This is a genomic window from Pseudomonas sp. lyk4-R2A-10 (assembly GCF_030209075.1).
Classification (GTDB): Bacteria; Pseudomonadota; Gammaproteobacteria; order Pseudomonadales; family Pseudomonadaceae; genus Aquipseudomonas; species Aquipseudomonas glycinae.
On sequence record NZ_JARVSR010000001.1, the window covers coordinates 211,205 to 233,632 of the forward strand.

21 protein-coding genes are annotated in these 22,428 nt (G+C 60.2%); 10 read left to right on the top strand and 11 right to left on the bottom strand.

Features of this window, described 5'->3' with window-relative positions; translation table 11 throughout:
• Window positions 1–61 precede the first annotated feature (61 nt).
• The 7 genes from nth to metG all read right to left on the bottom strand — a co-directional run bounded on the left by nth (window position 62) and on the right by metG (window position 6,807).
• Window positions 62–700, bottom strand: a complete 639-nt coding sequence (gene nth / locus QRN46_RS00945) for an endonuclease III (protein ID WP_007953205.1) — start codon at window positions 698–700, stop codon at window positions 62–64.
• Window positions 697–1,278 (bottom strand): Rnf-Nqr domain containing protein, encoded by a 582-nt coding sequence (locus tag QRN46_RS00950; RefSeq protein ID WP_011335733.1) that lies wholly within the window; start codon window positions 1,276–1,278, stop codon window positions 697–699. The genes nth and QRN46_RS00950 overlap by 4 nt, the downstream gene beginning before the upstream one ends.
• Complete coding sequence (locus QRN46_RS00955; protein ID WP_201816382.1) at window positions 1,275–1,880, bottom strand: RnfABCDGE type electron transport complex subunit G; 606 nt, start codon at window positions 1,878–1,880, stop codon at window positions 1,275–1,277. The genes QRN46_RS00950 and QRN46_RS00955 overlap by 4 nt, the downstream gene beginning before the upstream one ends.
• The gene (locus QRN46_RS00960; RefSeq protein ID WP_285354178.1) at window positions 1,877–2,860 is read right to left on the bottom strand and encodes an RnfABCDGE type electron transport complex subunit D; all 984 of its coding nucleotides are present in this window, start codon (window positions 2,858–2,860) and stop codon (window positions 1,877–1,879) included. Before QRN46_RS00960 ends, QRN46_RS00955 begins: the two co-directional genes overlap by 4 nt.
• The gene (gene rsxB, locus QRN46_RS00965) at window positions 2,847–4,058 is read right to left on the bottom strand and encodes an electron transport complex subunit RsxB (RefSeq protein ID WP_285354179.1); all 1,212 of its coding nucleotides are present in this window, start codon (window positions 4,056–4,058) and stop codon (window positions 2,847–2,849) included. The genes QRN46_RS00960 and rsxB overlap by 14 nt, the downstream gene beginning before the upstream one ends.
• A complete protein-coding gene (locus tag QRN46_RS00970; RefSeq protein ID WP_285354180.1) occupies window positions 4,055–4,624 on the bottom strand; it encodes an electron transport complex protein RnfA in 570 nt (189 codons plus the stop codon). The genes rsxB and QRN46_RS00970 overlap by 4 nt, the downstream gene beginning before the upstream one ends.
• 131 nt (window positions 4,625–4,755) lie before the next feature.
• Window positions 4,756–6,807: a methionine--tRNA ligase gene (gene metG / locus QRN46_RS00975; RefSeq protein ID WP_285354181.1), complete on the bottom strand. Its 2,052-nt coding sequence runs from the start codon at window positions 6,805–6,807 to the stop codon at window positions 4,756–4,758.
• A gap of 155 nt (window positions 6,808–6,962) precedes the next feature.
• Between metG and apbC the strand changes: the two genes are divergently transcribed.
• On the top strand, window positions 6,963–8,057 hold the full coding sequence (gene apbC / locus QRN46_RS00980) for an iron-sulfur cluster carrier protein ApbC (RefSeq protein ID WP_011335727.1): 1,095 nt from the start codon (window positions 6,963–6,965) through the stop codon (window positions 8,055–8,057).
• Window positions 8,058–8,125: 68 nt separating this feature from the next.
• Here the strand turns inward: apbC and QRN46_RS00985 are convergent, their stop codons facing one another.
• Window positions 8,126–8,884, bottom strand: a complete 759-nt coding sequence (locus QRN46_RS00985) for an SDR family oxidoreductase (protein WP_011335726.1) — start codon at window positions 8,882–8,884, stop codon at window positions 8,126–8,128.
• Between the two features lie 160 nt (window positions 8,885–9,044).
• Here QRN46_RS00985 and QRN46_RS00990 point away from each other — a divergent pair, with 160 nt between their 5' ends.
• The 4 genes from QRN46_RS00990 (at window position 9,045) to groL (ending at window position 12,569) form a co-directional block, all read left to right on the top strand.
• Window positions 9,045–9,776 carry a HugZ family pyridoxamine 5'-phosphate oxidase gene (locus tag QRN46_RS00990; protein ID WP_201816371.1) on the top strand — a complete coding sequence of 244 codons (732 nt, stop codon included), beginning with the start codon at window positions 9,045–9,047 and terminating at the stop codon, window positions 9,774–9,776.
• A 65-nt stretch (window positions 9,777–9,841) separates the two neighbouring features.
• On the top strand, window positions 9,842–10,318 hold the full coding sequence (locus QRN46_RS00995; protein WP_007953217.1) for an FxsA family protein: 477 nt from the start codon (window positions 9,842–9,844) through the stop codon (window positions 10,316–10,318).
• Between the two features lie 259 nt (window positions 10,319–10,577).
• Window positions 10,578–10,871 (top strand): co-chaperone GroES, encoded by a 294-nt coding sequence (locus QRN46_RS01000; RefSeq protein WP_011335724.1) that lies wholly within the window; start codon window positions 10,578–10,580, stop codon window positions 10,869–10,871.
• A 51-nt stretch (window positions 10,872–10,922) separates the two neighbouring features.
• Window positions 10,923–12,569 carry a chaperonin GroEL gene (gene groL, locus QRN46_RS01005; RefSeq protein WP_011335723.1) on the top strand — a complete coding sequence of 549 codons (1,647 nt, stop codon included), beginning with the start codon at window positions 10,923–10,925 and terminating at the stop codon, window positions 12,567–12,569.
• Window positions 12,570–12,644: 75 nt separating this feature from the next.
• Here the strand turns inward: groL and QRN46_RS01010 are convergent, their stop codons facing one another.
• Window positions 12,645–13,388, bottom strand: coding sequence for a phosphatase PAP2 family protein (locus tag QRN46_RS01010; RefSeq protein WP_201816368.1), 744 nt, complete (start codon window positions 13,386–13,388; stop codon window positions 12,645–12,647).
• Between the two features lie 51 nt (window positions 13,389–13,439).
• Window positions 13,440–15,389, bottom strand: coding sequence for an LTA synthase family protein (locus QRN46_RS01015; RefSeq protein ID WP_285354182.1), 1,950 nt, complete (start codon window positions 15,387–15,389; stop codon window positions 13,440–13,442).
• Between the two features lie 203 nt (window positions 15,390–15,592).
• Between QRN46_RS01015 and colR the strand changes: the two genes are divergently transcribed.
• The 5 genes from colR to QRN46_RS01040 all read left to right on the top strand — a co-directional run bounded on the left by colR (window position 15,593) and on the right by QRN46_RS01040 (window position 19,318).
• Entirely contained in the window at window positions 15,593–16,276 is a 684-nt protein-coding gene (colR, locus tag QRN46_RS01020) for a two-component system response regulator ColR (protein WP_007953224.1), read from the top strand.
• Window positions 16,266–17,540 (top strand): sensor histidine kinase, encoded by a 1,275-nt coding sequence (locus QRN46_RS01025; RefSeq protein ID WP_011335720.1) that lies wholly within the window; start codon window positions 16,266–16,268, stop codon window positions 17,538–17,540. Before colR ends, QRN46_RS01025 begins: the two co-directional genes overlap by 11 nt.
• A gap of 161 nt (window positions 17,541–17,701) precedes the next feature.
• Window positions 17,702–18,370 (top strand): class I SAM-dependent methyltransferase, encoded by a 669-nt coding sequence (locus QRN46_RS01030; RefSeq protein WP_011335719.1) that lies wholly within the window; start codon window positions 17,702–17,704, stop codon window positions 18,368–18,370.
• 4 nt (window positions 18,371–18,374) lie between these two features.
• Window positions 18,375–19,088 carry a lipopolysaccharide kinase InaA family protein gene (locus tag QRN46_RS01035; RefSeq protein ID WP_201816343.1) on the top strand — a complete coding sequence of 238 codons (714 nt, stop codon included), beginning with the start codon at window positions 18,375–18,377 and terminating at the stop codon, window positions 19,086–19,088.
• Between the two features lie 2 nt (window positions 19,089–19,090).
• Window positions 19,091–19,318: a hypothetical protein gene (locus QRN46_RS01040; protein WP_011335717.1), complete on the top strand. Its 228-nt coding sequence runs from the start codon at window positions 19,091–19,093 to the stop codon at window positions 19,316–19,318.
• Between the two features lie 72 nt (window positions 19,319–19,390).
• Here QRN46_RS01040 and QRN46_RS01045 read toward each other — a convergent pair whose 3' ends face one another.
• The gene (locus tag QRN46_RS01045; RefSeq protein ID WP_201816342.1) at window positions 19,391–22,420 is read right to left on the bottom strand and encodes a multidrug efflux RND transporter permease subunit; all 3,030 of its coding nucleotides are present in this window, start codon (window positions 22,418–22,420) and stop codon (window positions 19,391–19,393) included.
• Between the last annotated feature and the right edge of the window lie 8 nt (window positions 22,421–22,428).

A 22,428-nucleotide genomic window follows, 5' to 3' on the forward strand; every position in this document is an offset into this window, starting at 1 on the left:
TATTCCAGCAGATGGTAAAAAAGATTTTTTCAATCGATAAATCAGTAAAACCAATAGTCGCTCAATCGTCAGAAGTTTTGTGCTTGTAATCGCACAGATCTTCAATCCGACAGCTGCCACAACGGGGTTTGCGTGCCAGACACACATAGCGTCCGTGAAGAATGAGCCAGTGGTGCGAGTCGAGCAGGTATTCTTTTGGCACAAACTTCATCAGCTTCTTTTCCACCTCGACCACATTTTTACCCGGTGCAATGCCGGTGCGGTTGCTGACCCGGAAGATGTGGGTGTCCACGGCCATGGTCAACTGGCGGAACGCGGTGTTGAGCACGACGTTGGCGGTCTTGCGGCCAACGCCGGGCAAGGCTTCCAGTTCTTCACGCGTCTGCGGGACTTCCCCGTTGTGTAATTCGACCAGCAGGCGGCAGGTCTCGATCACGTTTTTGGCCTTGCTGTTATAGAGGCCGATAGTCTTGATGTACTCGGACAACCCTTCGACGCCCAAGGCGTGAATGGCCGCCGGTGTGTTCGCCACCGGAAACAGCTTCGCCGTCGCCTTGTTCACCCCGACGTCCGTGGATTGCGCGGACAGAATCACCGCAATCAATAGTTCGAAGGGCGAGGAGTAGGCCAGTTCGGTCTTGGGCTCGGGGTTGTCCTCGTGAAGCCTGCGGAAAATCTCCAGACGTTTTGCGGCATTCATGGGTGATGCGTTTCCTCGGGTAAGGCGGCAGGGCGAGTCCAGGCCTGACGGGCGGCCAGTAACAATCCAAGCAATATGAAGGCGCCGGGAGCCAGCGTCGCGAAATGCAGGCCGTCGCCGAACAGAATCAAACCTTGCCAGTGTTCGGACAGATGATGGCCGATGCTGCCCTGACCGATCAGCTCACGCAACACTGCGAGCACAATCATCAGCGCGGTAAACAGGCCGCAAAGTTTTAGTCGATTACGGACAGGCCGGCGAAAAAATCCATTGTGTTCCAGCACGACGCACTGCAAGCCAATCAGCCCGGCATAAAGACTGATCAGTTGATGCCACTGCATCGCAACGCGTTGCAGAAAAATATCGGCGCAGCCGGCCAGAGTTGCGGCCAGTATCAGGCTGACCGGCAACAGGCTCTCGCTGCTCAGGCGCGAGCGCAGCGGTGTCATGCACAAACCGTAAACGCCCACGACAACCGCAAACATCAACAGAGTCGCCAGCGCACCCGCAACGGAGTCGGTGGCACCGATCAGCAGCACCAGCATCATTGAGTTCGACAGAGTCGCTGACGTATTCATGGAGCGCTCCCGAGCAGGGTCGTCCGGTGTTCATCGAAGTAACGCAGGGCATCGTGAATGGCATTGATCGCCGCGCGAGAGGTAATGGTTGCGCCCGCGATCTGGTCGAATTCTCCCTGATCCTTTTTCAGCGCCCATCCGGCGTCGGTCGGTTGGTTGCTCGATTTTCCGCTAAAAGTCTCAAGCCAGCCATTTGGCCAGTCGCCGATATGCCCACCCAGCGAAGGCGTTTCGTTTTGCTCGAGGGTTTTGACTCCGAGCAATCGGCCGTCGGCATCGATGGCAATCAGCAACTCGATATTGCCGGCATAACCTTGGGTCCGGCTGCGCAACAGTGCCGCCACGGGGTGGCCGCTTTTGGTCGCCCGATAACCGCCCAGCATCAGACTGTGGCTCAGGTTGATGTCGGTCAGCGTCAGAGGTTGTTCCAGCGGCTGATTGTCGTAAGCGTCGACCGGCAGCACGTCCAGCAATTTACGATTCTCGAACAGACGCTGTGCGGCGGCAATCTGCGGTGCGTTGCTGCGTTGCACCAGCCACGTCACGCCGATGCCCAGCGCGGTAATCAACGCTAGTGTGATCAGGCTGTTCGTTCGGTTCATGGTGTCACCTGCGCCTGACGGGCCATCGCGAAGCGCTCCAGCGCCGGCACGCACAGGTTCATCAACAGCACCGCAAACGCCACGCCGTCGGGGTAACCCCCCCAGGTGCGAATCACGTAAGTCAGCGACCCCACGCCGATGCCGAACAGCAGGCGGGCGAGCGGACTTTTTGCCCCCGAGACCGGTTCAGTGACAATAAAAAATGCCCCGAGCATGGTAGCGCCACTCAGCAGGTGAAACAGTGGCGAGCCGTGGGAGTCCGATCCCGAACCGTTCCAGCACAACAGGCTGATCACGAACAGGCTGGCGAGCATGCCGACCGGCGCGTGCCAGCCAAACACCCGGCGCTGCAACAAAAACAGCCCACCGGCGAGGAACGCCAGATTGATCCATTCAACGCCGTGCCCGCCAAAGCGACCGAATGCCGGATTACCGGCAAACAATTCGTTCATGGTCAGGCTTTTATTGATGCGCAGACTGTCCAGCGCGGTGGCCTGAACCCAGGCATCCGGTTGCGCGCCCAGACTGAACACCTGACCAAAAGCCGCCGTCAGATCCATGCCATGGGCCGGCCAATGGGTCATCGGCTGAGGAAACGTCACCATGGCCAGCGCGAAGCCGAGCATGGCCGGATTAAATGGATTTCGGCCAACACCACCGTAGAGATGTTTGCCCAGCAGCAGGCCCGAGGCGATCGCCGTAACCGTCAGCCACCACGGGCAATAAGGCGGCAGGGCAATCGCCAGCAGCGTGGCGCTGACCACCGCGCTGCCATCGGTCAAGGTGGCCTGCATGGGTTGCTGACGCAGGTGTGTCACGGCGGCTTCAACACCCATAGCCGTGACGACGGACAGGATCAGGTTGATCAGCACGCCCCAACCGTAAAACCAGAACAACGCCAGCCAACCCGGCAATGTCGCCAGCAAAACCAGCTTCATTGCCTGTTGCAGGCGCTCGTCTCTGGTTTCAATGGATGACATGGGCTTGTACCTGCCGCTCTGCTTCTTGCAGGCGGGCGCGGGCTTTTTCGAGGATGTCGGTGGGCGTGCCGTCGCGCCGTTGCAGTTTGTTAAGGTCGGCGCGAGCGTAGGCCAGTTCGGTTTTCAGCTGGCGCAACTGGTCGTCGATCGGACGTTTCTCGACACGCACAAGCTCCGGCGCCGGTTGATTGCTGGCGGCTTCGGCATTGTGCAGCGCCTGTTCGGCGTCACGCAGCGCTTGCTCCAGCGCGGCGATCTCGGCTGGCGGGGCCTCTGTGGTTTGCGCCTTTTTCAGTTCGGCGCGGCGCATCGCCAACTGGATTTTCGCCCGTTTCAGATCGGCGTCCTTTGCCGGCGCAGCGATGACTGGCGCAGGTGCCGCGCTGCTTTCCAGGTTCGCCAGAGCCTGTTCGGCCGCTTCGAACTGCTGTTGCAGGACGATCAGTTGCGATTGCTGTTCGAAAGTCGGCGGATGACCGAACGCCTTCAGCGACTTGTTCAATTGCGCTCGACTCATGGCCACGTCGATCTTGGCTTTTTTCAGCGCGGCATCGGCGGTCGCGGCTTTTTGCGCGCGCACCCGTTCCAGCGCCGCCTGCACCGGATCGAGCGTGGTGGCGACTTCGACCTGTGCCGCGCGCTGCGCCCGGGCCTCGCGTTCGGCCTGCTTCTGCTGTTCTTCACGTTGCAGACGAGCATTGCGCCGTTCAAAGCGCTGACGGGCGTGATCGCGTTTGGCCGCGCGTGTCTGCTGTTCTTCAAGGCTGATGGCCAGCCCACCGACCACCGGCAGTGTGCCCAGCGGCAGCGGATGCATCTCGATACAGTCGACCGGGCAGGGTGCCACGCACAGATCGCAACCGGTGCATTCGTCGATGATGACGGTGTGCATCAGTTTTGCCGCGCCGACGATGGCGTCGATCGGGCAGGCCTGAATGCACTTGGTGCAGCCGATGCATTCGGCCTCGCGGATGTAGGCCACTTGCGGCGGCGCCGAACCCCGACTGATGTCCAGCTCGAGCACCGGGATTTTCAACAGTTCGGCCAGCGCCGCGATGGTTTCGTCGCCACCCGGCGGGCACTTGTTGATCGGCTCGCCGTCGGCGATGCCTTCAGCGTAGGGTTTGCATCCGGGATGGCCGCACTTGCCGCATTGGGTCTGCGGCAGCAGGGCATCGATGCGTTGAATCAGACTCATGTTTTGATCAGTCCACTGAATCCGAGAAAAGCCACGGCCATCAGTCCGGCGCCGATCAACAGGATCGGCAGGCCACGAAAGGGCAGGGGAATATCGTTGTCGGCCGTGCGCTCACGCAAATCGCTGAACAGGCTCAACACCAGCCAGAAACCCAGGCCGGCGCCAAGGCTCAGCGCAATTGCATGAAACAGGCCTTTGTCCGCTTGCGCGTTGATCAGTATCAGCCCCAGCACACCGGCATTGCCCAGCAGCAGCGGCCACAAACCATCGAATGGCAACGCCGGGAGCCAATGCGCCAACAGCTTCAGCAACGGCGTGATCAGCAAGATGCTCAACGGCATAAACACAAACAGGCGCAGGAATTCCAGTTGCAACGGCACCAGTAGCCAATGCCAGAGCACGTAACCCGCCACACCGACAAGCAGCATCAGACACAACGTTGCCAGCCCCAGCGCATGCACTTGTCGACGCTCACTGCCCAGCAGCGGATCGACGCCCAGCGGCCAGTGCAACACGAAGTTGTTGATCAGTGCAGCACTGAAGAGCGTAAGCACGAGTTCGGTCATGGTTCTGCCGGTGGCAACGGGCGTGTGTCATTTAAGGTTAGGCATTATCCGGCAGCCGTGGAGGGCGGGCCAGATATGAAAAATCCCACAGGCGCACGGAGCACGCCTGTGGGATCTGTCAGGGCAGAACCTTACTTGATGCGCTGACCCGGCTTGGCGCCGCTGTCCGGGCTCAGCAGGTAGATTTCTTCACCACCAGGGCCGGCTGCCATCACCATGCCTTCGGAGATGCCGAACTTCATTTTCCGTGGCTTGAGGTTGGCGATCATCATGGTCAGGCGACCGTCGAGCTTGGACGGATCCGGGTAGGCGCTCTTGATCCCCGAGAACACGTTGCGTTGCTCGTCACCGATGTCGAGGGTCAGACGCAGCAGCTTGTCCGCACCTTCAACGTGTTCGGCCTTGACGATCAGCGCCACGCGCAGGTCGACCGCGGCGAAGGTGTCGAAGTCGATTTCCGGCGACAGCGGATCCTTGGCCAGTTCGCCATTGCCGGTAGGCGCGGCGGCACCGGTGTCGGTCTGGCTGGCGGTCAGGTCTTCTTTCGAGGCGTCGGTCATGGCTTGCACTTTTACCGGGTCGATGCGGGTCATCAACGGCTTGAATTCGTTCAACTGGTGGTTGGCCAGCAGGGTGGTGTGGTCGTTCCAGGTCAGCGGGGCGACGTTGAGGAACGCCTCGGCATCGGCAGCCAGCACTGGCAGCACCGGTTTGAGGAAGATCACCAGCTGGCGGAACAGGTTGATCGCCGTGGCGCAGACCGCCTGGACTTCATCCTGCTTGCCTTCCTGCTTGTTCAGCGACCATGGCGCCTTGTCGGCGATCCAGGCGTTGGCGCGGTCGGCCAACGCCATGGTTTCGCGCATGGCACGGGCGAAGTCGCGGGCCTCATAGGCGTCGGCGATGCTCGGCGCAGCGGCCAGGAAAGCTTCGGTCAGTTCCGGTGCGGCGTTGGTGTCCACCAGCAGACCGGCGTTGCCCTTCTGGATGAAACCGGCGCAACGGCTGGCGATGTTGACGACTTTGCCAACCAGGTCGGAGTTGACCTTCTGCACGAAGTCTTCGAGATTCAGGTCGAGGTCGTCCACGCCACGGCCGAGTTTGGCCGCGTAGTAGTAGCGCAGGTATTCCGGCGACAGGTGATCCAGGTAGGTACGGGCCTTGATGAAGGTGCCGCGGGACTTGGACATCTTCTGACCGTTGACGGTCAGGTAGCCGTGCACGTTGATTCCGGTCGGCTTGCGCAAACCCGCGCCTTCAAGCATCGCCGGCCAGAACAGGGCGTGGAAGTTGACGATGTCCTTGCCGATGAAGTGATACAGCTCGGCGGTGGAGTCCTTGCCCCAGAACGCGTCGAAGTCCAGCTCCGGCGTGCGGTTGCAGAGGTTCTTGAAGCTGGCCATGTAGCCGATCGGCGCGTCCAGCCACACGTAGAAGTACTTGCCTGGCTCGCCCGGGATCTCGAAACCGAAGTACGGCGCATCGCGGGAGATGTCCCACTGTTGCAGGCCGGCGTCCAGCCATTCGGCGATCTTGTTGGCCACGGCGTCCTGCAGGGTGCCGCTGCGGGTCCAGGCCTGGAGCATTTCCTGGAAGTCCGGCAGCTTGAAGAAGAAGTGCTGGGAATCCTTGAGCACCGGAGTGGCACCGGAGATCGCCGACTTCGGATCCTTCAGGTCGGTCGGCGCGTAGGTCGCACCGCATTTTTCGCAGTTGTCGCCGTACTGGTCTTCGGTGCCGCATTTCGGGCACGTGCCCTTGATGAAGCGGTCGGCCAGGAACATTTTCTTTTCCGGGTCGAAATACTGGGTGATCGAACGTTGGGCGATGTGCCCGGCGTCACGCAGCTTCAGGTAGATCTGGCTCGACAGCTCACGGTTTTCTTCGGCGTGAGTGGAGTGGAAGTTGTCGAAGTCCACCAGGAACTCGGCAAAGTCGGCGCTGTGTTCGGCCTGGACGTTGGCGATCAGTTGTTCCGGGGTGATGCCTTCCTTTTCCGCGCGCAGCATGATCGCCGAACCGTGGGCGTCGTCGGCGCAGACATAAATGCACTGATTGCCGCGATGCTTCTGGAAGCGCACCCACATATCGGTCTGGATGTATTCCAGCATGTGGCCAAGGTGGATCGAACCGTTGGCATAGGGCAGGGCGCTGGTGACGAGAATCTTGCGTGGTTCGGACATGTGGGGCTTCGCTACTTGATGAAACGGAGGTCGGCCACTATAAAGCGCCGGGAAAGATATTTCACCTCTGCAAATCGTTGCCGGACATGCCGTCCGGAGGGCAGAAGGGGTAGGATACCCGCCATCTTTTCCCAGTCTTGTTATCGGAGTTGCCCATGAGTGCCGTCACTCGCGCAGCGGTGGAAGCCGTCCTCAGCCAATACACCGACCCTTACCTGAACCAGGATCCGGTCAGCGCCGGTTGCGTGCGCAACATCGAAATCACTGGCGATCGCGTCAGCGTGCAGCTGGAAATCGGTTATGCCGCCGGTCTGTTCAAGAGCGGCTGGGCGCAATTGCTGCAACTGGCCATCGAAAACCTCGACGGCGTGGTGACTGCCAGGGTCGAGGTCAACAGCGTGATCGCCGCGCACAAGGCCCAGGCGCAGATTCCGGGGCTGGCCAACGTCAAGAACGTGGTCGCCGTGGCCTCCGGCAAGGGCGGTGTGGGCAAATCCACCACCGCTGCCAACCTGGCGCTGGCGCTGGCTCGCGAAGGCGCGAAGGTCGGAATTCTCGACGCCGATATCTACGGCCCGAGCCAGGGCATCATGTTCGGCATCCCCGAGGGCACCCGTCCGCAGGTCAAGGATCAGAAATGGTTCGTGCCGCTGCAGGCCCATGGCGTGGAAGTGATGTCGATGGCGTTCCTGACCGACGACAACACACCGATGGTCTGGCGCGGGCCGATGGTCTCCGGCGCGCTGCTGCAACTGGTCACGCAAACCGCCTGGGGCGATCTGGATTACCTGGTGATCGACATGCCGCCCGGCACCGGCGACATCCAGCTGACCTTGGCGCAGAAAGTCCCGGTAGCTGGCGCCGTGATCGTCACCACACCGCAGGATCTGGCGCTGCTCGACGCGCGCAAGGGCGTGGAAATGTTCCGCAAGGTCAACATCCCGGTGCTGGGCGTGGTGGAAAACATGGCCGTGCACATCTGCTCGAACTGCGGTCATGCCGAGCATCTGTTCGGTGAGGGCGGTGGCGAGAAGCTGGCGACCCAGTTCGGCGTCGAGCTGCTGGCTTCGTTGCCGCTGTCGATGCTGATCCGCGAACAGGCCGATGGCGGCAAACCGACGGTGATTTCCGAGCCGGACAGCCAGATCGCCATGGTTTACCAGGAACTGGCTCGCCATGTCGGCGCGCGGATCGTATTGCAGGAAGCAGCCTCGCCGGCGATGCCGAACATCACCATCAGCGACGATTGATGCCTGCGGTTTAAACAAAAACGCCCCGGTGCCTGTGCACCGGGGCGTTTTTCATTGCGTGGCAGGGGTCAGATGCGCAACCCACCGTCCATCTCCAGAATCCGGCCGGTGTAGTAGTCGTTCTCGAAGATGTACGCCGCCGAATGGGCGATCTCTTCCGGCTTGCCCATGCGCTTGAGCGGAATGCCCGAGGTCATTTTCTCCAGCGCTTCCGGCTTCATGCCCAGGGTCATCTCGGTTTCGATGAAGCCCGGCGCGATACCGGCCACGCGAATGCCGTAGCGCGCCAGTTCCTTGGCCCAGGTCACGGTCGCTGCAGCGACGCCGGCCTTGGCGGCGGAGTAGTTGGTCTGGCCGACGTTGCCCGCGCGGGAGATCGACGAGATGTTGATGATCGCGCCGCTGTTCTTCAGCTCGACCATTTTCGCCGCCACTTCACGGGTGCAGAGGAACACGCCGGTCAGGTTGACGTCGATCACCGCCTGCCATTGGGCCAGGCTCATCTTGGTCATTTCGCCGTCCTTGACCTTGAGCAGCAGGCCGTCGCGCAGGATCCCGGCGTTGTTGATCAGGCCGTGGATCGCGCCGAAGTCTTCGGCGACCTGAGCGACCATGTGCGTCACCTGCTCTTCGTTGGCGACGTTGCACAGATAGCTGCGTGCCTCGACACCCTTGGCCTTGCAGGCCGCGACGGCGTCATCGAGTTTTTCCTGGTTCAGGTCGACCAGCGCCAGCTTCGCGCCCTTGCCCGCGAAATACTCGGCCATCGAGCGGCCCAAGCCTTGGCAACCGCCAGTGATAATGATTACTTTGTCGTTGAGTTGCATTCGCATGCCCCCGAGAGCAGGTCAGAGTGGTCCTTATAGGTAGCCTCTCGATCTGCACCGGCCTGGGGCCTGTTGCACATGAGAACTGCCCGATGGCGTGTGGAACAAATTCCATGCGCCTGTCCGTTTTTTCGACGGATTCTATTTAAGGAGTCATAAATTGAGCGTTGAAGCGGCTAAGAATGCCCGAGAATTGCTTCTCAAGGAATACCGTGGCGTGCTGTCGACCCACTCCAGATCGATGCCCGGTTTTCCATTCGGCTCCGTGGTTCCCTACTGCCTGGACGAGCAGGGCCGGCCGCTGATCCTGATCAGCCGTATCGCCCAGCACACCCACAACCTGCAGAAAGATCCGAAATGTTCGCTGCTGGTGGGTGAGCGCGAGGCCGACGATGTGCAAGCCGTTGGTCGCCTGACCTATCTGGCCGAGGCGGAAAAACTCGAAGACGCGGCCGCCATCGAAGCTGCCGCCGAGCGCTACTACCGTTATTTCCCCGATTCGCAGAATTACCACAAGGCCCACGATTTCGATTTCTGGGTGCTCAAACCGGTGCGTCATCGCTACATCGGCGGTTTTGGCGCGATCCATTGGGTCGATCACCTGACCCTGGCCAACCCGTTCGCCGGCAAGGCCGAAGTCAGCATGGTCGAGCACATGAACAGCGACCACGCCAAGGCCATTGCGCATTACGTCGACCTCGCCGGCCTGCCGAAAACCGTCCCGGCGCAACTGGCCGGGATCGACACCGAAGGCATGCACTTGCGCATCGGTCAGGCGCTGTACTGGCTGCCGTTTCAAGCGCCTTGTCATACGCCGATACAAGTGCGCGAGGCCTTGGTTTCTCTGGCTCACGCCGAGGTCTGGCCAAAAAATGCGGTGGCCGACGCTTGAATTCACGAAAGGGCGACGTCATCTAAGGCTTACTGCAAGGCATTTCTTGCGTTGAGGAAACTTTGATGCGCCCTTTTTTGTTGCTCTTTCTGCTGTTCCCGGTGTTGGAGCTGTTCGTATTCGTCAAAGTGGCAGGATCGATCGGATTTTTCCCGGCCCTGCTGCTGATCATTCTCGGCTCGATGTTCGGCGTGTTCGTGCTGCGCGTCGCCGGGCTGGCCACCGCACTGCGTGCCCGTGAAAGCCTGAACCGCGGCGAGCTGCCTGCGCAAACCATGCTCGAAGGCCTGATGCTGGCCCTGGCCGGCGGCCTGCTGATCCTGCCGGGCTTCATCAGCGACGTGGTCGGTCTGGTGCTGTTGTTGCCGTTCAGTCGTCGACTGGTCGCCAACAAAATGCGTCAGCGCGCCGAAGAACAGGCCATGCGCCAGCGAGCGTTCGCCGATGACCTGCAACCTCGCGGCGGTCCTGCGCCGCGCCAGCCTCTGGGACGCGAAGGTGATGTGATCGAAGGCGAATTCGAACACCGCGACACCAAGTAACTTCTGCATCGACACGGCACCTTCGGGTGCCGTGTTCGTTTGTGGAGCTAATTCATGCAGCTTGCGTGAAAATTTTTTAGCCCCCGCCCTTGTAATAAGCTTATGCGCCCTTATGTATCGGTCACCGAAAGGTTTCCGGTATTTGAACCGGACAGACTTCCGCGGTTCGCTCGACGAGCCGCAACCGGCGCAGGCCGGATTCGTTAAACCCGCCGGGACTACACCGGCCGATGAAAACCACAATTAGGAGAGATCGACAATGAAGCTTCGTCCTCTGCATGACCGCGTCGTCATCCGTCGCAGCGAAGAAGAAAAGAAAACCGCTGGCGGTATCGTCCTGCCAGGTTCGGCTGCTGAAAAAGCCAACCACGGTGAGATTCTGGCTGTAGGCCCGGGCAAGGCACTGGAAAGCGGTGAAGTGCGCGCACTGTCCGTGAAGGTAGGCGACAAGGTTGTGTTCGGTCCGTACTCCGGCAGCAACACTGTGAAAGTCGACGGCGAAGACCTGCTGGTAATGAGCGAGAACGAAATCCTCGCCGTTATCGAAGGCTGATTACCCCCGTTCATTTTCCCGCTACTACAAAGTATTTAAGGAATATCGATCATGGCTGCTAAAGAAGTTAAATTCGGCGATTCCGCCCGCAAGAAAATGCTGGTTGGCGTAAACGTCCTGGCTGACGCGGTAAAAGCGACCCTGGGCCCGAAAGGCCGTAACGTGATCCTCGAGAAGAGCTTCGGCGCTCCGACCATCACCAAGGACGGCGTTTCCGTTGCCAAGGAAATCGAGCTGGAAGACCGTTTCGAAAACATGGGCGCGCAGCTGGTCAAAGACGTTGCCTCCCGTGCCAACGATGACGCTGGTGACGGTACTACCACCGCTACCGTTCTGGCTCAGTCGATCGTCAACGAAGGCCTGAAAGCCGTCGCTGCCGGCATGAACCCGATGGACCTGAAGCGCGGTATCGACAAAGCGACCATCGCTGTCGTTGCCGAGCTGAAAAAACTGTCCGCACCATGCACCGACACTAAAGCGATCGCTCAGGTTGGCACCATCTCCGCCAACTCCGACAACTCCATCGGCGACATCATTGCCGAAGCCATGGAAAAAGTCGGTAAAGAAGGCGTGATCACCGTTGAAGAAGGCTCGGGCCTGGAAAACGAACTGTCGGTTGTAGAAGGCATGCAGTTCGACCGTGGCTACCTGTCCCCATACTTCGTCAACAAGCCGGACACCATGGTCGCCGAGCTGGAAGGCGCGCTGATCCTGCTGGTCGACAAGAAGATCTCGAACATCCGCGAAATGCTGCCAGTACTGGAAGCCGTTGCCAAAGCCGGCCGTCCACTGCTGATCGTTGCCGAAGACGTTGAAGGCGAAGCCCTGGCGACTCTGGTAGTGAACAACATGCGTGGCATCGTTAAAGTCGCAGCCGTCAAGGCTCCAGGCTTCGGCGACCGTCGCAAGGCCATGCTGCAGGACATCGCCGTTCTGACCGGTGGTACCGTTATCTCCGAAGAGATCGGCCTGAGCCTGGAAAGCACCACCCTGGAACACCTGGGTAGCGCCAAGCGCGTGACCCTGTCCAAGGAAAACACCATCATCGTTGACGGTGCTGGCAATGACGGCGACATCCAGGCGCGTATCGCTCAGATCCGTGCCCAGGTTGCCGAGACTTCCTCGGACTACGACCGTGAAAAACTGCAAGAGCGTCTGGCCAAGCTGTCCGGCGGCGTTGCAGTGATCAAGGTTGGCGCCGGTTCCGAAGTTGAAATGAAAGAGAAGAAAGCCCGCGTTGAAGACGCCCTGCACGCAACCCGCGCAGCCGTTGAAGAAGGCGTGGTACCTGGCGGTGGCGTTGCGCTGATCCGCGCTCTGAACGCGATCATCAACCTCAAAGGCGACAACGCCGACCAGGACGTAGGTATCGCTGTTCTGCGTCGTGCCGTTGAAGCACCGCTGCGTCAGATCGCTGCCAACAGCGGCGACGAGCCAAGCGTTGTGGTCAACGAAGTCAAGAACGGCAAAGGTAACTTCGGTTACAACGCTGCGACTGGCGAATACGGCGACATGATCGAAATGGGCATCCTGGACCCAACCAAGGTAACCCGTTCCGCTCTGCAAGCTGCATCGTCGATCGGCGGTCTGATCCTGACCACCGAAGCTGCTGTTGCTGACGCACCGAAGAAAGACGGTGCTGCTGGCGGCGGTATGCCAGACATGGGCGGCATGGGTGGCATGGGCGGCATGATGTAAGCCAGCCTTACCCAGTAACGAAAAACCCCGTCTGCGTGAGCAGACGGGGTTTTTTATTGCCCGCGTTTCAGAGTTTCATGCATTGACCGGACGGGCCTGTGTCGCTGTTTCACCCTTTACTGCCGGACGATACAGAATCCAGTAATACGACCCCAGACAGATCAGCCAGCAGAAGATCGCCGTCCACACGTTGTGGGAAAAGAAGTGCGCGCCCTGCATCATCCGGCTGATCGAGAACACCGACCCCAGTGCAAAGGCAAAGATGAACGCCTGACGGGCCAGCCGCGGGCGACGGTCACGCAGCACGAAGAACAGCGCAAACAAGGTAAAACCTGTAGCCGCATGACCACCCGGCCAGCAACGACCGGGCTTGTCGGTAGGCGGGCGATGCTCCAGCAGTTTGCTGTAGGTTTCGTGGCCGCCGAACTGTTCGAGGCTCCATGGGCATTGCACTGCCGTCACCGCTTTCACCGGCGTGACAAACGAGGTGGCCAGCCCCAGCGACAGCACCAGGCAGCCCAGCTCACGCTTGAACGGTTTGAGCCGCTCGATGAAAAACGCACCGATGAACCCGAGGATGGCAAACACCGAAAAGGCGATCACCACTTGTTTGGCGCGGTCGTGGAGGATGTTTTCCAGGAAGTAACTGTGGCGGCCGATGAAGTCGCCGGCAGCCGGGTCATAGAAAAGCCGGGCCAGATCCATGTCCAGATCGGTCAGCTCCAACAAAACCAGAATGACGGCCGCCACGACGGGAATCCCCAGGCACAACCAGAAATTCAGCGGGCGAGGGGCAGGGCGTACAACGCTTGATGACATGACATATCCAGAGCGGGAAACGCCCCGGGGCATCAGCCCGGGGCGCTTCAATTAACGTTCGCTGACTTGCTCGGCGCCCTCCTTGGGCGCTTTCCAGCCAAGCAGCTGTTGCTTGAAGCCATAACTGGCGGTTTGGTAATAGGTGATGGCGCGGCTGATCAGCGGGTCGTCGCTGGCGGCTTTGGACTCGCGGCTTTCGGTCAGTGCATCGTCATGCCGACGCAGGCCCTGGCGCGGGCTGAGGATCGCCAGATCCTTGCCGTCGAACAGTCCCAGATGTTGATAGTTGCCGACCACGACCCGGGGTGGCAGCGGGTTGTCCTGCAGCAGGTTGCGACCGAAGAACGTCGATTGGTAATCCAGGTTCAGCAACCCCAGCAGGGTTGGCGCTAGATCGATCTGGCTGGCCAGTTGCGCGTTTTCCCGTGGCTCGATCAACTTCGGTGCATAGATGAACAGCGGGATCTGGTAGTTGCTGATCGGCAAGTCTTCCTTGCCCGCGCTGCCGGCGGTGTGGTCGGCGACGAAGATGAAGATCGTATTGTCGAACCACGGTTTCTGCCGCGCCTGCTCCAGGAACTGGCCGATGGCGTAGTCGGTGTATTTCACCGCGCCGTCGCGACCGTTGCCGGACTTGATGTCGATCCGGTTGTCCGGATAGGTATAAGGACGGTGGTTGGACGTGGTCATCAGCTGCAACAGGAATGGCTGCTGTCTGGCGTGATCGGCATCGGCCAGTTTCAGCGTCTGCTTGTACAGATCCTCGTCGGCCATGCCCCAGGCATTCTTGAAATGAATTTCCGATTCGTCGACGCTGCTCTGATCGACGACGCGGTAGCCGTTGCCGCTGAAGAACGCGTTCATGTTGTCGAAATAACCGCGCCCGCCGTAGACGAACACGCTGTCGTAGCCGACGGCGCTGAGTTGCTGGCCGAGGCTGGCGAAGCCGCTTTCGCGGCCGATGCGCTTGACGATCGAACGGCCGGGCGTCGGCGGAATGGCCAGGGTGATGGCTTCCAGGCCGCGATCGGTGCGGGTGCCGGTGGCGTAGAAATTGTTGAAGTACAGACTCTGCTTGCGCAAGGCATCCAGATTCGGTGTCAGGTTGCGTTCATCGCCATTGCTGCCCAGGTACTTGGCACTCAGGCTTTCGATGGTAACCAGCACGATGTTCGGTTTACGCACAGTGCCCGGGTTGTCGATCAACCGGCGGATGTCCTGTGGATCCTGACCGATGAAGCGCGCGTTGGGTTCGCTCAATTCAGCGCGAATCTGGCCGGCGACTTTTTCCGGCGACAGACTGCTGTAGAACTGGCCATAGTCCAGTTCATTGTTACGGAACGCGGCGAAAAACTGATACGGGCCATTGCTCGCCAGTTCATTCTGATAGGCATTGCCGCCCTGAGCGCGCGGCGCGTCCTGACTGAGCAGTTGCAGGCTCAGTCCCGCGACCACCAACAGACCGAGGGCATTGAGCAGGCGACCGCGCAGTGGCGGCAGCGGGGCGTCCAGCGCCGCGTTAAAAGGTTTGCGCAACGCGAAACTCAATGCGACGGCGAGCAGCGCAAGGATGCTCAGCAACATGCCGATGGGATACGACTCCAGCACGTTGTTCAGGACTTCATCGGAATACACCAGATAGTCGACGGCGATGAAATTGAAGCGCACGCCGAACTCGTCCCAGAACAGCCATTCGGCCACGGAGGTGAACAGCATGGCGAACAGACTGACCGTCAACAGTCCCTGAAGGAACCAGCGATGACCGCGCCGGCGCCACAAGGCCGGCGGACACAGCAGTAAATACAGGCCCATCGGCAGCGCGGCATAGGCGAGAAAGCCCAGGTCATACAGCAAGCCGATGCCGAACACGGAAAGCGCGACGCCGCCGGCCTCGTCCAGATGAGTCAGCAACAGCACGCTTCGGGTCAGGAGAAACACCACCAGCCAGGCGCCGGTGACCAGCAGCAAAAAGCGCACAGGCGCCGTCTTGAGGAAGTCCATTGTCTAAATTCCTTATATCTAATGGCGCGAGAGTCTCGCGTTGTCACTGTAGTCAGGTTGTGAACCGATAGTGAAAAACTTGTTAAGGGATGAATTTGGTTGAAAGACTCGATTTGTGGGGCTTGCCGCCCTAGCCCTGAGCCGGCGATGGTCGTAAGCTGCGCGGGCCAAGACGGCCGCTACCGTGTACGGAGGAGGTGCCCATGCGAATTCTATTGGTCGAAGACAACCGCGATATCCTGGCCAATCTGGCCGATTACCTGGGGCTCAAAGGCTACACCGTCGATTGCGCCCAGGACGGTCTGTCGGGCCTGCATCTGGCCGCCACCGAGCATTACGACCTGATCGTGCTCGACATCATGCTGCCGGGCATCGACGGCTACACCCTGTGCAAGCGCTTGCGCGAAGACGCCCGTCGCGATACGCCGGTGATCATGCTCACCGCCCGCGATCAGCTCGACGATCGCCTGCAGGGCTTCAAGTCCGGGGCCGACGATTATCTGGTCAAGCCGTTCGCGCTGTCGGAACTGGCGGCGCGGGTCGAAGCGGTGATGCGTCGCACCCAGGGCGGCGGTCGCCGGGCCCTGCAGGTCGGCGATCTGAGCTACGACCTCGATACCCTAGAAGTGACCCGCGAAGGCAAATTGCTCAAGCTCAACCCGGTCGGCCTCAAGCTGCTGGCAGTGCTGATGCAAAAGAGCCCGCATGTCCTGCGTCGGGAAATTCTCGAAGAAGCGCTGTGGGGCGATGACTGCCCGGACAGCGACAGCCTGCGCAGCCATGTCCACCAGTTGCGCCAGGTGATCGACAAACCGTTCGCCAAGCCATTGCTGCACACCGTGCACGGCGTGGGGTACCGCTTGGCCGAGGGCCGCGATGGAGTTTAAGCAAAGCCTTGCCCAGCGGATCATCATCGCCTTTGCGTTGATGAGTGCGCTGGTGGCCGGGGCGTTTGCCATGGGCATCGTCGCGACCGTGCATCTGGTCGAGGAAAAACTGATTTCCGCCGGGCTCGGCGGCGACCTGCAACGACTGCTGTTGATGGACAATGTTTCGGACTGGAGCCACCGGCCGGAACCGGATCAGTTGTTCTACTTCAGCGGCGGGCCGGGCGACTTCGAGCTGCCCAAGGACCTGCGTCACCTGGATTCAGGTTTCCATGAAGTCTTTCGCGAGCAGCTGTCGTACCACGCGATGGTCGAGGTGGTCGACGGTCGCCGCTATGTGCTGCTGCAGGATCAAAGCGATTTCGAGGAGCGCGAGCGTGTGCTGTTCGCCGTGGTGCTGGTGGGCTTTGTGCTCAGTCTGGCACTGGCGGTGTTCCTTGGCTGGGTGCTGGCGCGCAAGGTGATGGCCCCGGTGGTGCGGCTGGCCCGCCAGGTACGTCATCGCGATCAGTTGCTCGGACTGGCGCCTCCGCTGGCGCCGGATTATGCGGCAGACGAGGTGGGTGAACTGGCGGTGGCATTCGACGCTACGCTCGGGCGCCTGCGTCAGGCGCTGACGCGGGAGCGTTTGTTCACCAGTGACGTCAGCCACGAATTGCGTACACCGCTGATGGTATTGGCCAGCTCCTGTGAACTGCTGCTGGAAAATCCAGGTATCGATCAGCGCGGCAAGGCTCAGGTTCAGCGCATTGCGCGGGCCAGTGAGGAAATGCGTGAACTGGTGCAGACCTTCCTGATGCTCGCCCGTGCCCAGCGTGAGGACGCAGGCGCGGCACCCCAGCATAACCTCTCGCAAGTGGCTGAGAGTTTGCTGTGCCTGTGGCGCGAGCCCATCGAAGCCAAGGGCTTGCAGCTGATTTTCGAGCCGGGCAATCCGCCCGACACCCGTTACAACGCGACGCTGCTCAATGCCGTGATGGGCAATTTGCTGCGCAACGCCTTGCATTACACCGAGCAGGGGTTCATTCGCCTGACGCTCAACGAGAATGGTTTCGTGGTCGAGGATTCGGGTGTAGGCATTCCCGAAGAAAAACGCGAAGCCATGTTCCAGCCGTTTGTACGTGGCAACGAAAAACGCGGCGAAGGGCTGGGGTTGGGTCTGTCATTGGTTCAACGCATCTGCGAGAACCAGGGCTGGAGCGTCACCCTGAGCACGATGGAGCCCAATGGCTGTCGTTTCAAGGTCGATCTGGGCAAGCGCTGAGAGCATTGAATCTCACACGAGAGTGCCGCCAACCTGTCTAATTCCTGTATAACCTTGAAATAGTTTGCCGATTTACATGACGTTTTTTTCACAAAGGGATGACCTGACGCTGACACGTCACTGCTTAAGGTGGCGTCATCAGTAATTCAGGAGTCCTGGTGATGGCCGGCCCGATCAAACTCGATTTTTCCGAAAAGTACGACGACAACCATGCGCAGAAATACTTGCGCAAGCATCAGGACGGTCTGGGTCGTCGTTTGTCCAACTGGCGGGATCAGCAGTTGGCCCGCAAGGCGTTGACCCTTGTCGGCGAGCCGGGACTGGTGCTCGACCTGCCATGCGGTGCAGGGCGTTTCTGGCCATTGCTGGCGGAAAAGCCCAACCGGGTGATCATCGGAGCGGATAACTCCGAGTCGATGATCAAGACCGCCATGCAGGCACAACCGGCGGATGTGGTGAAACGGGTACAACCCTTGCACACGTCTGCGTTCGACATTGCCTTGCCTGATAACGCCGTCGACAGCATTTTCTGCATGCGACTGCTGCATCACATCGGCGAAGCCGAGCACCGTCGGGCGATTTTGCGCGAATTCGAGCGTGTCACCCGCGACAGCGTGATCATTTCGCTGTGGGTAGACGGCAATTTCAAGGCCTGGAAACGCAAGCGCGCCGAACGCAAGCGTGGGCAGGAGGGTTACCAGAACCGGTTTGTGTTACCGGCCGCAACAGTTGAAAAGGAATTCGAGGAAGCAGGATTCCGGATCCAGGAACAACTGGACTTTATTCCGCTCTATGCCATGTGGCGAGTCTACGTATTACGCAAGAGGTAAGAGGATGGCAGTGCAATTTGCAGCAGAAACGGAAGTCGCTCCCGAGGATCGCTTCGACTACTACTGGAACCAGCGCGGTGAGTGGGTGGAAGAACCCAACGTGCGTCGTGGTGGCGAAAGTGGTGTGCAGCGGGTGGTGGGGCGCGATGGTCAACTGCTGTATGCCAAACGCCAGACCGGACATATTTATCGCAGTTGGCTGCATCCGTTCGGGCGACCGACCGTGTTGCGTGAACTGGATGCGCTGACCGGGGTTTCCCGTCTCGGGGTCCGGGTGCCAGAAATCGTCTTTTGCGGTGCTCAACCCGATCCTCAGCACAAGTGGCGGGCGCTGTTGGTGACCAAATCCCTCGATGGCTTTCAGGAGCTTGAGCAATGGGTGGCCGCCGGCGGTCGTGAGCAATATGGCGAAGCCGTCTATGAACGCGTGCTCAAGGACCTCGCCGAAAACCTGGCTCGCATGCACAAAGGTCGCTGGCAGCACAGTTGCATCTACATCAAGCACGTCTTTGTCAGCGTGACCGGCGAAGGTGAATCGGCCAAGGTCGAAGTCGCTCTGATCGATCTGGAAAAATGCCGTCAGCGTCTGACCGCTCATCGCGCGGCCGCCCATGACATGAAGCAATTACGCCGCCACTCGTCGTTCAGCGCTACCGACTGGAAAAAACTCGTCTACTTTTATGAGACGGCGTTTGGCAGCGCTATCAAAGGTTTATAGCGATGAAACTAGAAATTGCACGAGGTTTGTTTCTGGTAGGAGCCTTGGCAGTTGCATCATTGGCGGTGGCGGCCTGGGAACAGCCACGCATGCAGGTCATTGGCGCATCAGCCAGCGACCCGCATTGCCCGATGCCACGGGTGGCAAAAGCCGCCGTGGCGACTCAGCCGGACCATGATCTGTTGCTGTTCATGTTCGGACTTTCTCAAGGGATGAGGCCGCAGAGTTGAATCGTTCGACAAGAGCCAAAGGCCTCGCCAATGCGAGGCCTTTTTTATTGCGTCATGGCTCGTGTTACTGCGTCATGCCTTGGGATCGGGTTTCGCCAGCACGGTATAAACGCACGGCAGGACAAACAGCGTAAACAGTGTCCCGATCGACATCCCCGTGGCAATCACCGTCCCGATGTCGAAGCGGCTGACCGCACCGGCGCCGGTAGCCACGATCAACGGCACCATGCCGAACACCATCGCCGCCGTGGTCATCAACACCGGGCGCAGACGAATCGCCGCCGCTTCCTCCACCGCCTCCCGAGGCGTGAGGCCCTTCTCCTTGCGCAACTGGTTGGCGAACTCGACGATCAGGATCCCGTGTTTGCTGATCAGCCCGATCAGTGTCACCAGCCCGACCTGAGTGTAGATGTTCATGCTCGACCAGCCGAGGAACAGCGGAATCAGCGCCCCGCAGATCGACAGCGGCACGGTCACCAGAATCACCAATGGATCGCGGAAGCTTTCGAACTGCGCCGCCAGCACCAGGAAAATGATCGCCAGTGCTAACGCGAAAGTCACCCACAGCGCACTGCCTTCCTGGACGAACTGCCGGGAGGCGCCGCCGTAATCGAAGGCAAAACCGGCCGGGGCTTCCTCCCGGGCGATCTGCAGCACACTGTCGATGGCTTCCCCCATGCTCACCAGCGGGAACCCGGACAGCTTCGCCGCGTTGAGTTGCTGGAACTGGTTGAGTTGTCGCGGTCGCGCGCGGTCGGTCACGGTGATCAGGGTCGACAGCGGCAGCAGTTCGCCCTGGGTGTTTTTCACGTAGTAATTGTTCAGCCAGTCCGGGTTGTCGCGGTAGGCCCGTTCGACCTGGGCGATGACCTTGTAACTGCGGCCTTCGATGGTGAACCGGTTGATCTCGGCTTCGCCGAGCAAGGTCGCGAGGGTGCCGCCCAGATCCTGCATCGACACGCCCATCTGCGCTGCCTTGGCGCGGTCGATGTCAACCACCACTTCGGGTTTGTCGAAGGCCAGGTCAAGGTCGACGAAGGCGAACTTGCCTGACTCCATGGCGCGCTTCTTGATCCGGTCGGCCACTTGCAGCAACAGCTCGTAGTCGTTGGCGGTGTTGATCACGAATTCGAACGGCAGACCTTCACCGGTGCCGGGCAGGGATGGCAGGTTGAAACCGAAGATCTGCAGGCCCGGAATGCCCTCGAGTTTGCCCTGCACCTCGGGGAGAATTTCCATTTGCGTGCGGCTGCGCTCGTTCCACGGCTTGAGCAGGAAGCCGCCGATGCCGCTCTGCACGCCGTTATAGCCGTTGATCTGGAACGATGAATAGTACTCCGGGAACTCCTTGAAGATCTTGATGAACTCGTCGGTGTAGGTGTTCAGGTAGTCGAGGTTGGTTGGCTGCGGCGCGTTGGCCATCATGAAGATGATGCCCTGATCCTCGTCCGGTGCCAGTTCCGACTTGGTGAACTTGAGCAGCACCGGAATCAGGCACAGCACGATCACCGCAAACACCAGCACCACCGGCCGGGTGTTGAGCGTGCCGTGCAGCATGCGCTGATAGCGCCGCTTGAGGCTGTCGAAAATCCGGTCGAGGCGGTGGGCCAGACCCGTGGGATTTTCGTCATGGCGCAGCAGCATGGCGCACATCATCGGCGACAGGGTCAGGGCGACGACGCCGGAGATCACCACCGCCCCGGCCAGGGTCAACGCAAATTCCTTGAACAGCGCCCCGGTCAGCCCGGTCAGGAAACCGATCGGTGCGTACACCGCCGCGAGGGTGATGGTCATCGACACCACCGGCATGGCGATTTCCCGGGCGCCTTCGAGCGCGGCTTCCAGTGGTGTCTTGCCTTCCTCGATGTGCCGGTGGATGTTTTCCACCACCACAATCGCGTCGTCGACCACCAGCCCGATGGCCAGCACCATCGCCAGCAGGGTCAGCAGGTTGATCGAGTAGCCCATCATCTGCATGAAGAACATCACGCCGATCATCGACAGCGGAATGGTCACCACCGGAATCACTACCGAACGCAGGGCGCCGAGGAACAGGAACACCACCACGATCACGATCAGCACCGCCTCGAACAGGGTTTTCACTACCTCGTCGATGGAGGCCTGAATAAACAGCGTGGCGTCGTAGGCGATTTCGCTCTTGAGGTTGGGCGGCAGCTGGGCTTCCAGCTCCGGCATGATCTTGCGCACTTCCTTGATCACGTCCAGCGGGTTGGCGCCGGGCGTGGCCTTGATCCCGATGTACACCGAAGGCGTGCCGCCGAACGAACTGATCGAGTTGTAGTTTTCCGCGCCCATCTCGACCCGCGCCACATCGCTGAGCAGTACCCGGCTGTCACCGCTGACCTTGAGCGGGATCTTGCCGAAGGCTTCGGCGGACTTCAGTTCGGTGTTGGCGTTGATGCTGGTGACCACGTACTCGCCTTTCACCTCGCCGGCGGCGGAGAGGAAGTTGTACTGGCGCACCGCGTTGGTCACGTCACTGGCACTGAGGCCGAAGCCGGCGAGTTTCACCGGGTCGATCCACAGGCGCATGGCGAACACCTGGTTGCCGAGAATCTCTGCCTCGGCCATACCCGGCAGGGTCGCCAGTTTCGGCTGTATCACCCGCGACAGGTAGTCGGTGATCTGCGGATTGTTCAGCTCCTTGCTGAAGAAGCTGATGTACATCAGCGCCGAGGCATCGGCGGCTTCTTTGCTCAGTACCGGGTCTTCGGCATCCTGAGGCAGTTTGTTCTTTACCTCGTTGGCCTTGGCCAGCAGTTCGGTGAACAGGCGGTCGCTGTTGGAGCCGATGCGCGCGTAGATCGAAATCACCGAGAAGTTCTGGCGACTGACCGAGGTCATGTAGTCGATGCCCTCGGCGCTGGCCAGGCTCTGTTGCATCGGCTGGGTGATATAGCCCTGGATGGTTTCGGCGTTGGCCCCGGGGTACGCGGTGGTCACCGTGATCAGGGCGTTTTCCATTTGCGGGTACTGGCGCAGCGGCAGCTTGCTCCAGGCCTGAAAGCCCAGCAGCACAATCAGCAGGCTGACCACGGTGGCTAGCACCGGGCGGCGGATGAACGGATCGGTAAAAGCCATGGGGTTTC

Excerpts from the sequence above, each read along its gene's own strand:
- nth (WP_007953205.1), bottom strand. The coding sequence starts at position 700 with ATGAATGCCGCAAAACGTCTGGAGATTTTCCGCAGGCTTCACGAGGAC.
- QRN46_RS00950 (WP_011335733.1), bottom strand. The coding sequence starts at position 1,278 with ATGAATACGTCAGCGACTCTGTCGAACTCAATGATGCTGGTGCTGCTG.
- QRN46_RS00955 (WP_201816382.1), bottom strand. The coding sequence starts at position 1,880 with ATGAACCGAACGAACAGCCTGATCACACTAGCGTTGATTACCGCGCTG.
- QRN46_RS00960 (WP_285354178.1), bottom strand. The coding sequence starts at position 2,860 with ATGTCATCCATTGAAACCAGAGACGAGCGCCTGCAACAGGCAATGAAG.
- rsxB (WP_285354179.1), bottom strand. The coding sequence starts at position 4,058 with ATGAGTCTGATTCAACGCATCGATGCCCTGCTGCCGCAGACCCAATGC.
- QRN46_RS00970 (WP_285354180.1), bottom strand. The coding sequence starts at position 4,624 with ATGACCGAACTCGTGCTTACGCTCTTCAGTGCTGCACTGATCAACAAC.
- metG (WP_285354181.1), bottom strand. The coding sequence starts at position 6,807 with ATGTCCGAACCACGCAAGATTCTCGTCACCAGCGCCCTGCCCTATGCC.
- apbC (WP_011335727.1), top strand. The coding sequence starts at position 6,963 with ATGAGTGCCGTCACTCGCGCAGCGGTGGAAGCCGTCCTCAGCCAATAC.
- QRN46_RS00985 (WP_011335726.1), bottom strand. The coding sequence starts at position 8,884 with ATGCAACTCAACGACAAAGTAATCATTATCACTGGCGGTTGCCAAGGC.
- QRN46_RS00995 (WP_007953217.1), top strand. The coding sequence starts at position 9,842 with ATGCGCCCTTTTTTGTTGCTCTTTCTGCTGTTCCCGGTGTTGGAGCTG.
- QRN46_RS01000 (WP_011335724.1), top strand. The coding sequence starts at position 10,578 with ATGAAGCTTCGTCCTCTGCATGACCGCGTCGTCATCCGTCGCAGCGAA.
- groL (WP_011335723.1), top strand. The coding sequence starts at position 10,923 with ATGGCTGCTAAAGAAGTTAAATTCGGCGATTCCGCCCGCAAGAAAATG.
- QRN46_RS01010 (WP_201816368.1), bottom strand. The coding sequence starts at position 13,388 with ATGTCATCAAGCGTTGTACGCCCTGCCCCTCGCCCGCTGAATTTCTGG.
- QRN46_RS01015 (WP_285354182.1), bottom strand. The coding sequence starts at position 15,389 with ATGGACTTCCTCAAGACGGCGCCTGTGCGCTTTTTGCTGCTGGTCACC.
- colR (WP_007953224.1), top strand. The coding sequence starts at position 15,593 with ATGCGAATTCTATTGGTCGAAGACAACCGCGATATCCTGGCCAATCTG.
- QRN46_RS01025 (WP_011335720.1), top strand. The coding sequence starts at position 16,266 with ATGGAGTTTAAGCAAAGCCTTGCCCAGCGGATCATCATCGCCTTTGCG.
- QRN46_RS01030 (WP_011335719.1), top strand. The coding sequence starts at position 17,702 with ATGGCCGGCCCGATCAAACTCGATTTTTCCGAAAAGTACGACGACAAC.
- QRN46_RS01035 (WP_201816343.1), top strand. The coding sequence starts at position 18,375 with ATGGCAGTGCAATTTGCAGCAGAAACGGAAGTCGCTCCCGAGGATCGC.
- QRN46_RS01040 (WP_011335717.1), top strand. The coding sequence starts at position 19,091 with ATGAAACTAGAAATTGCACGAGGTTTGTTTCTGGTAGGAGCCTTGGCA.
- QRN46_RS01045 (WP_201816342.1), bottom strand. The coding sequence starts at position 22,420 with ATGGCTTTTACCGATCCGTTCATCCGCCGCCCGGTGCTAGCCACCGTG.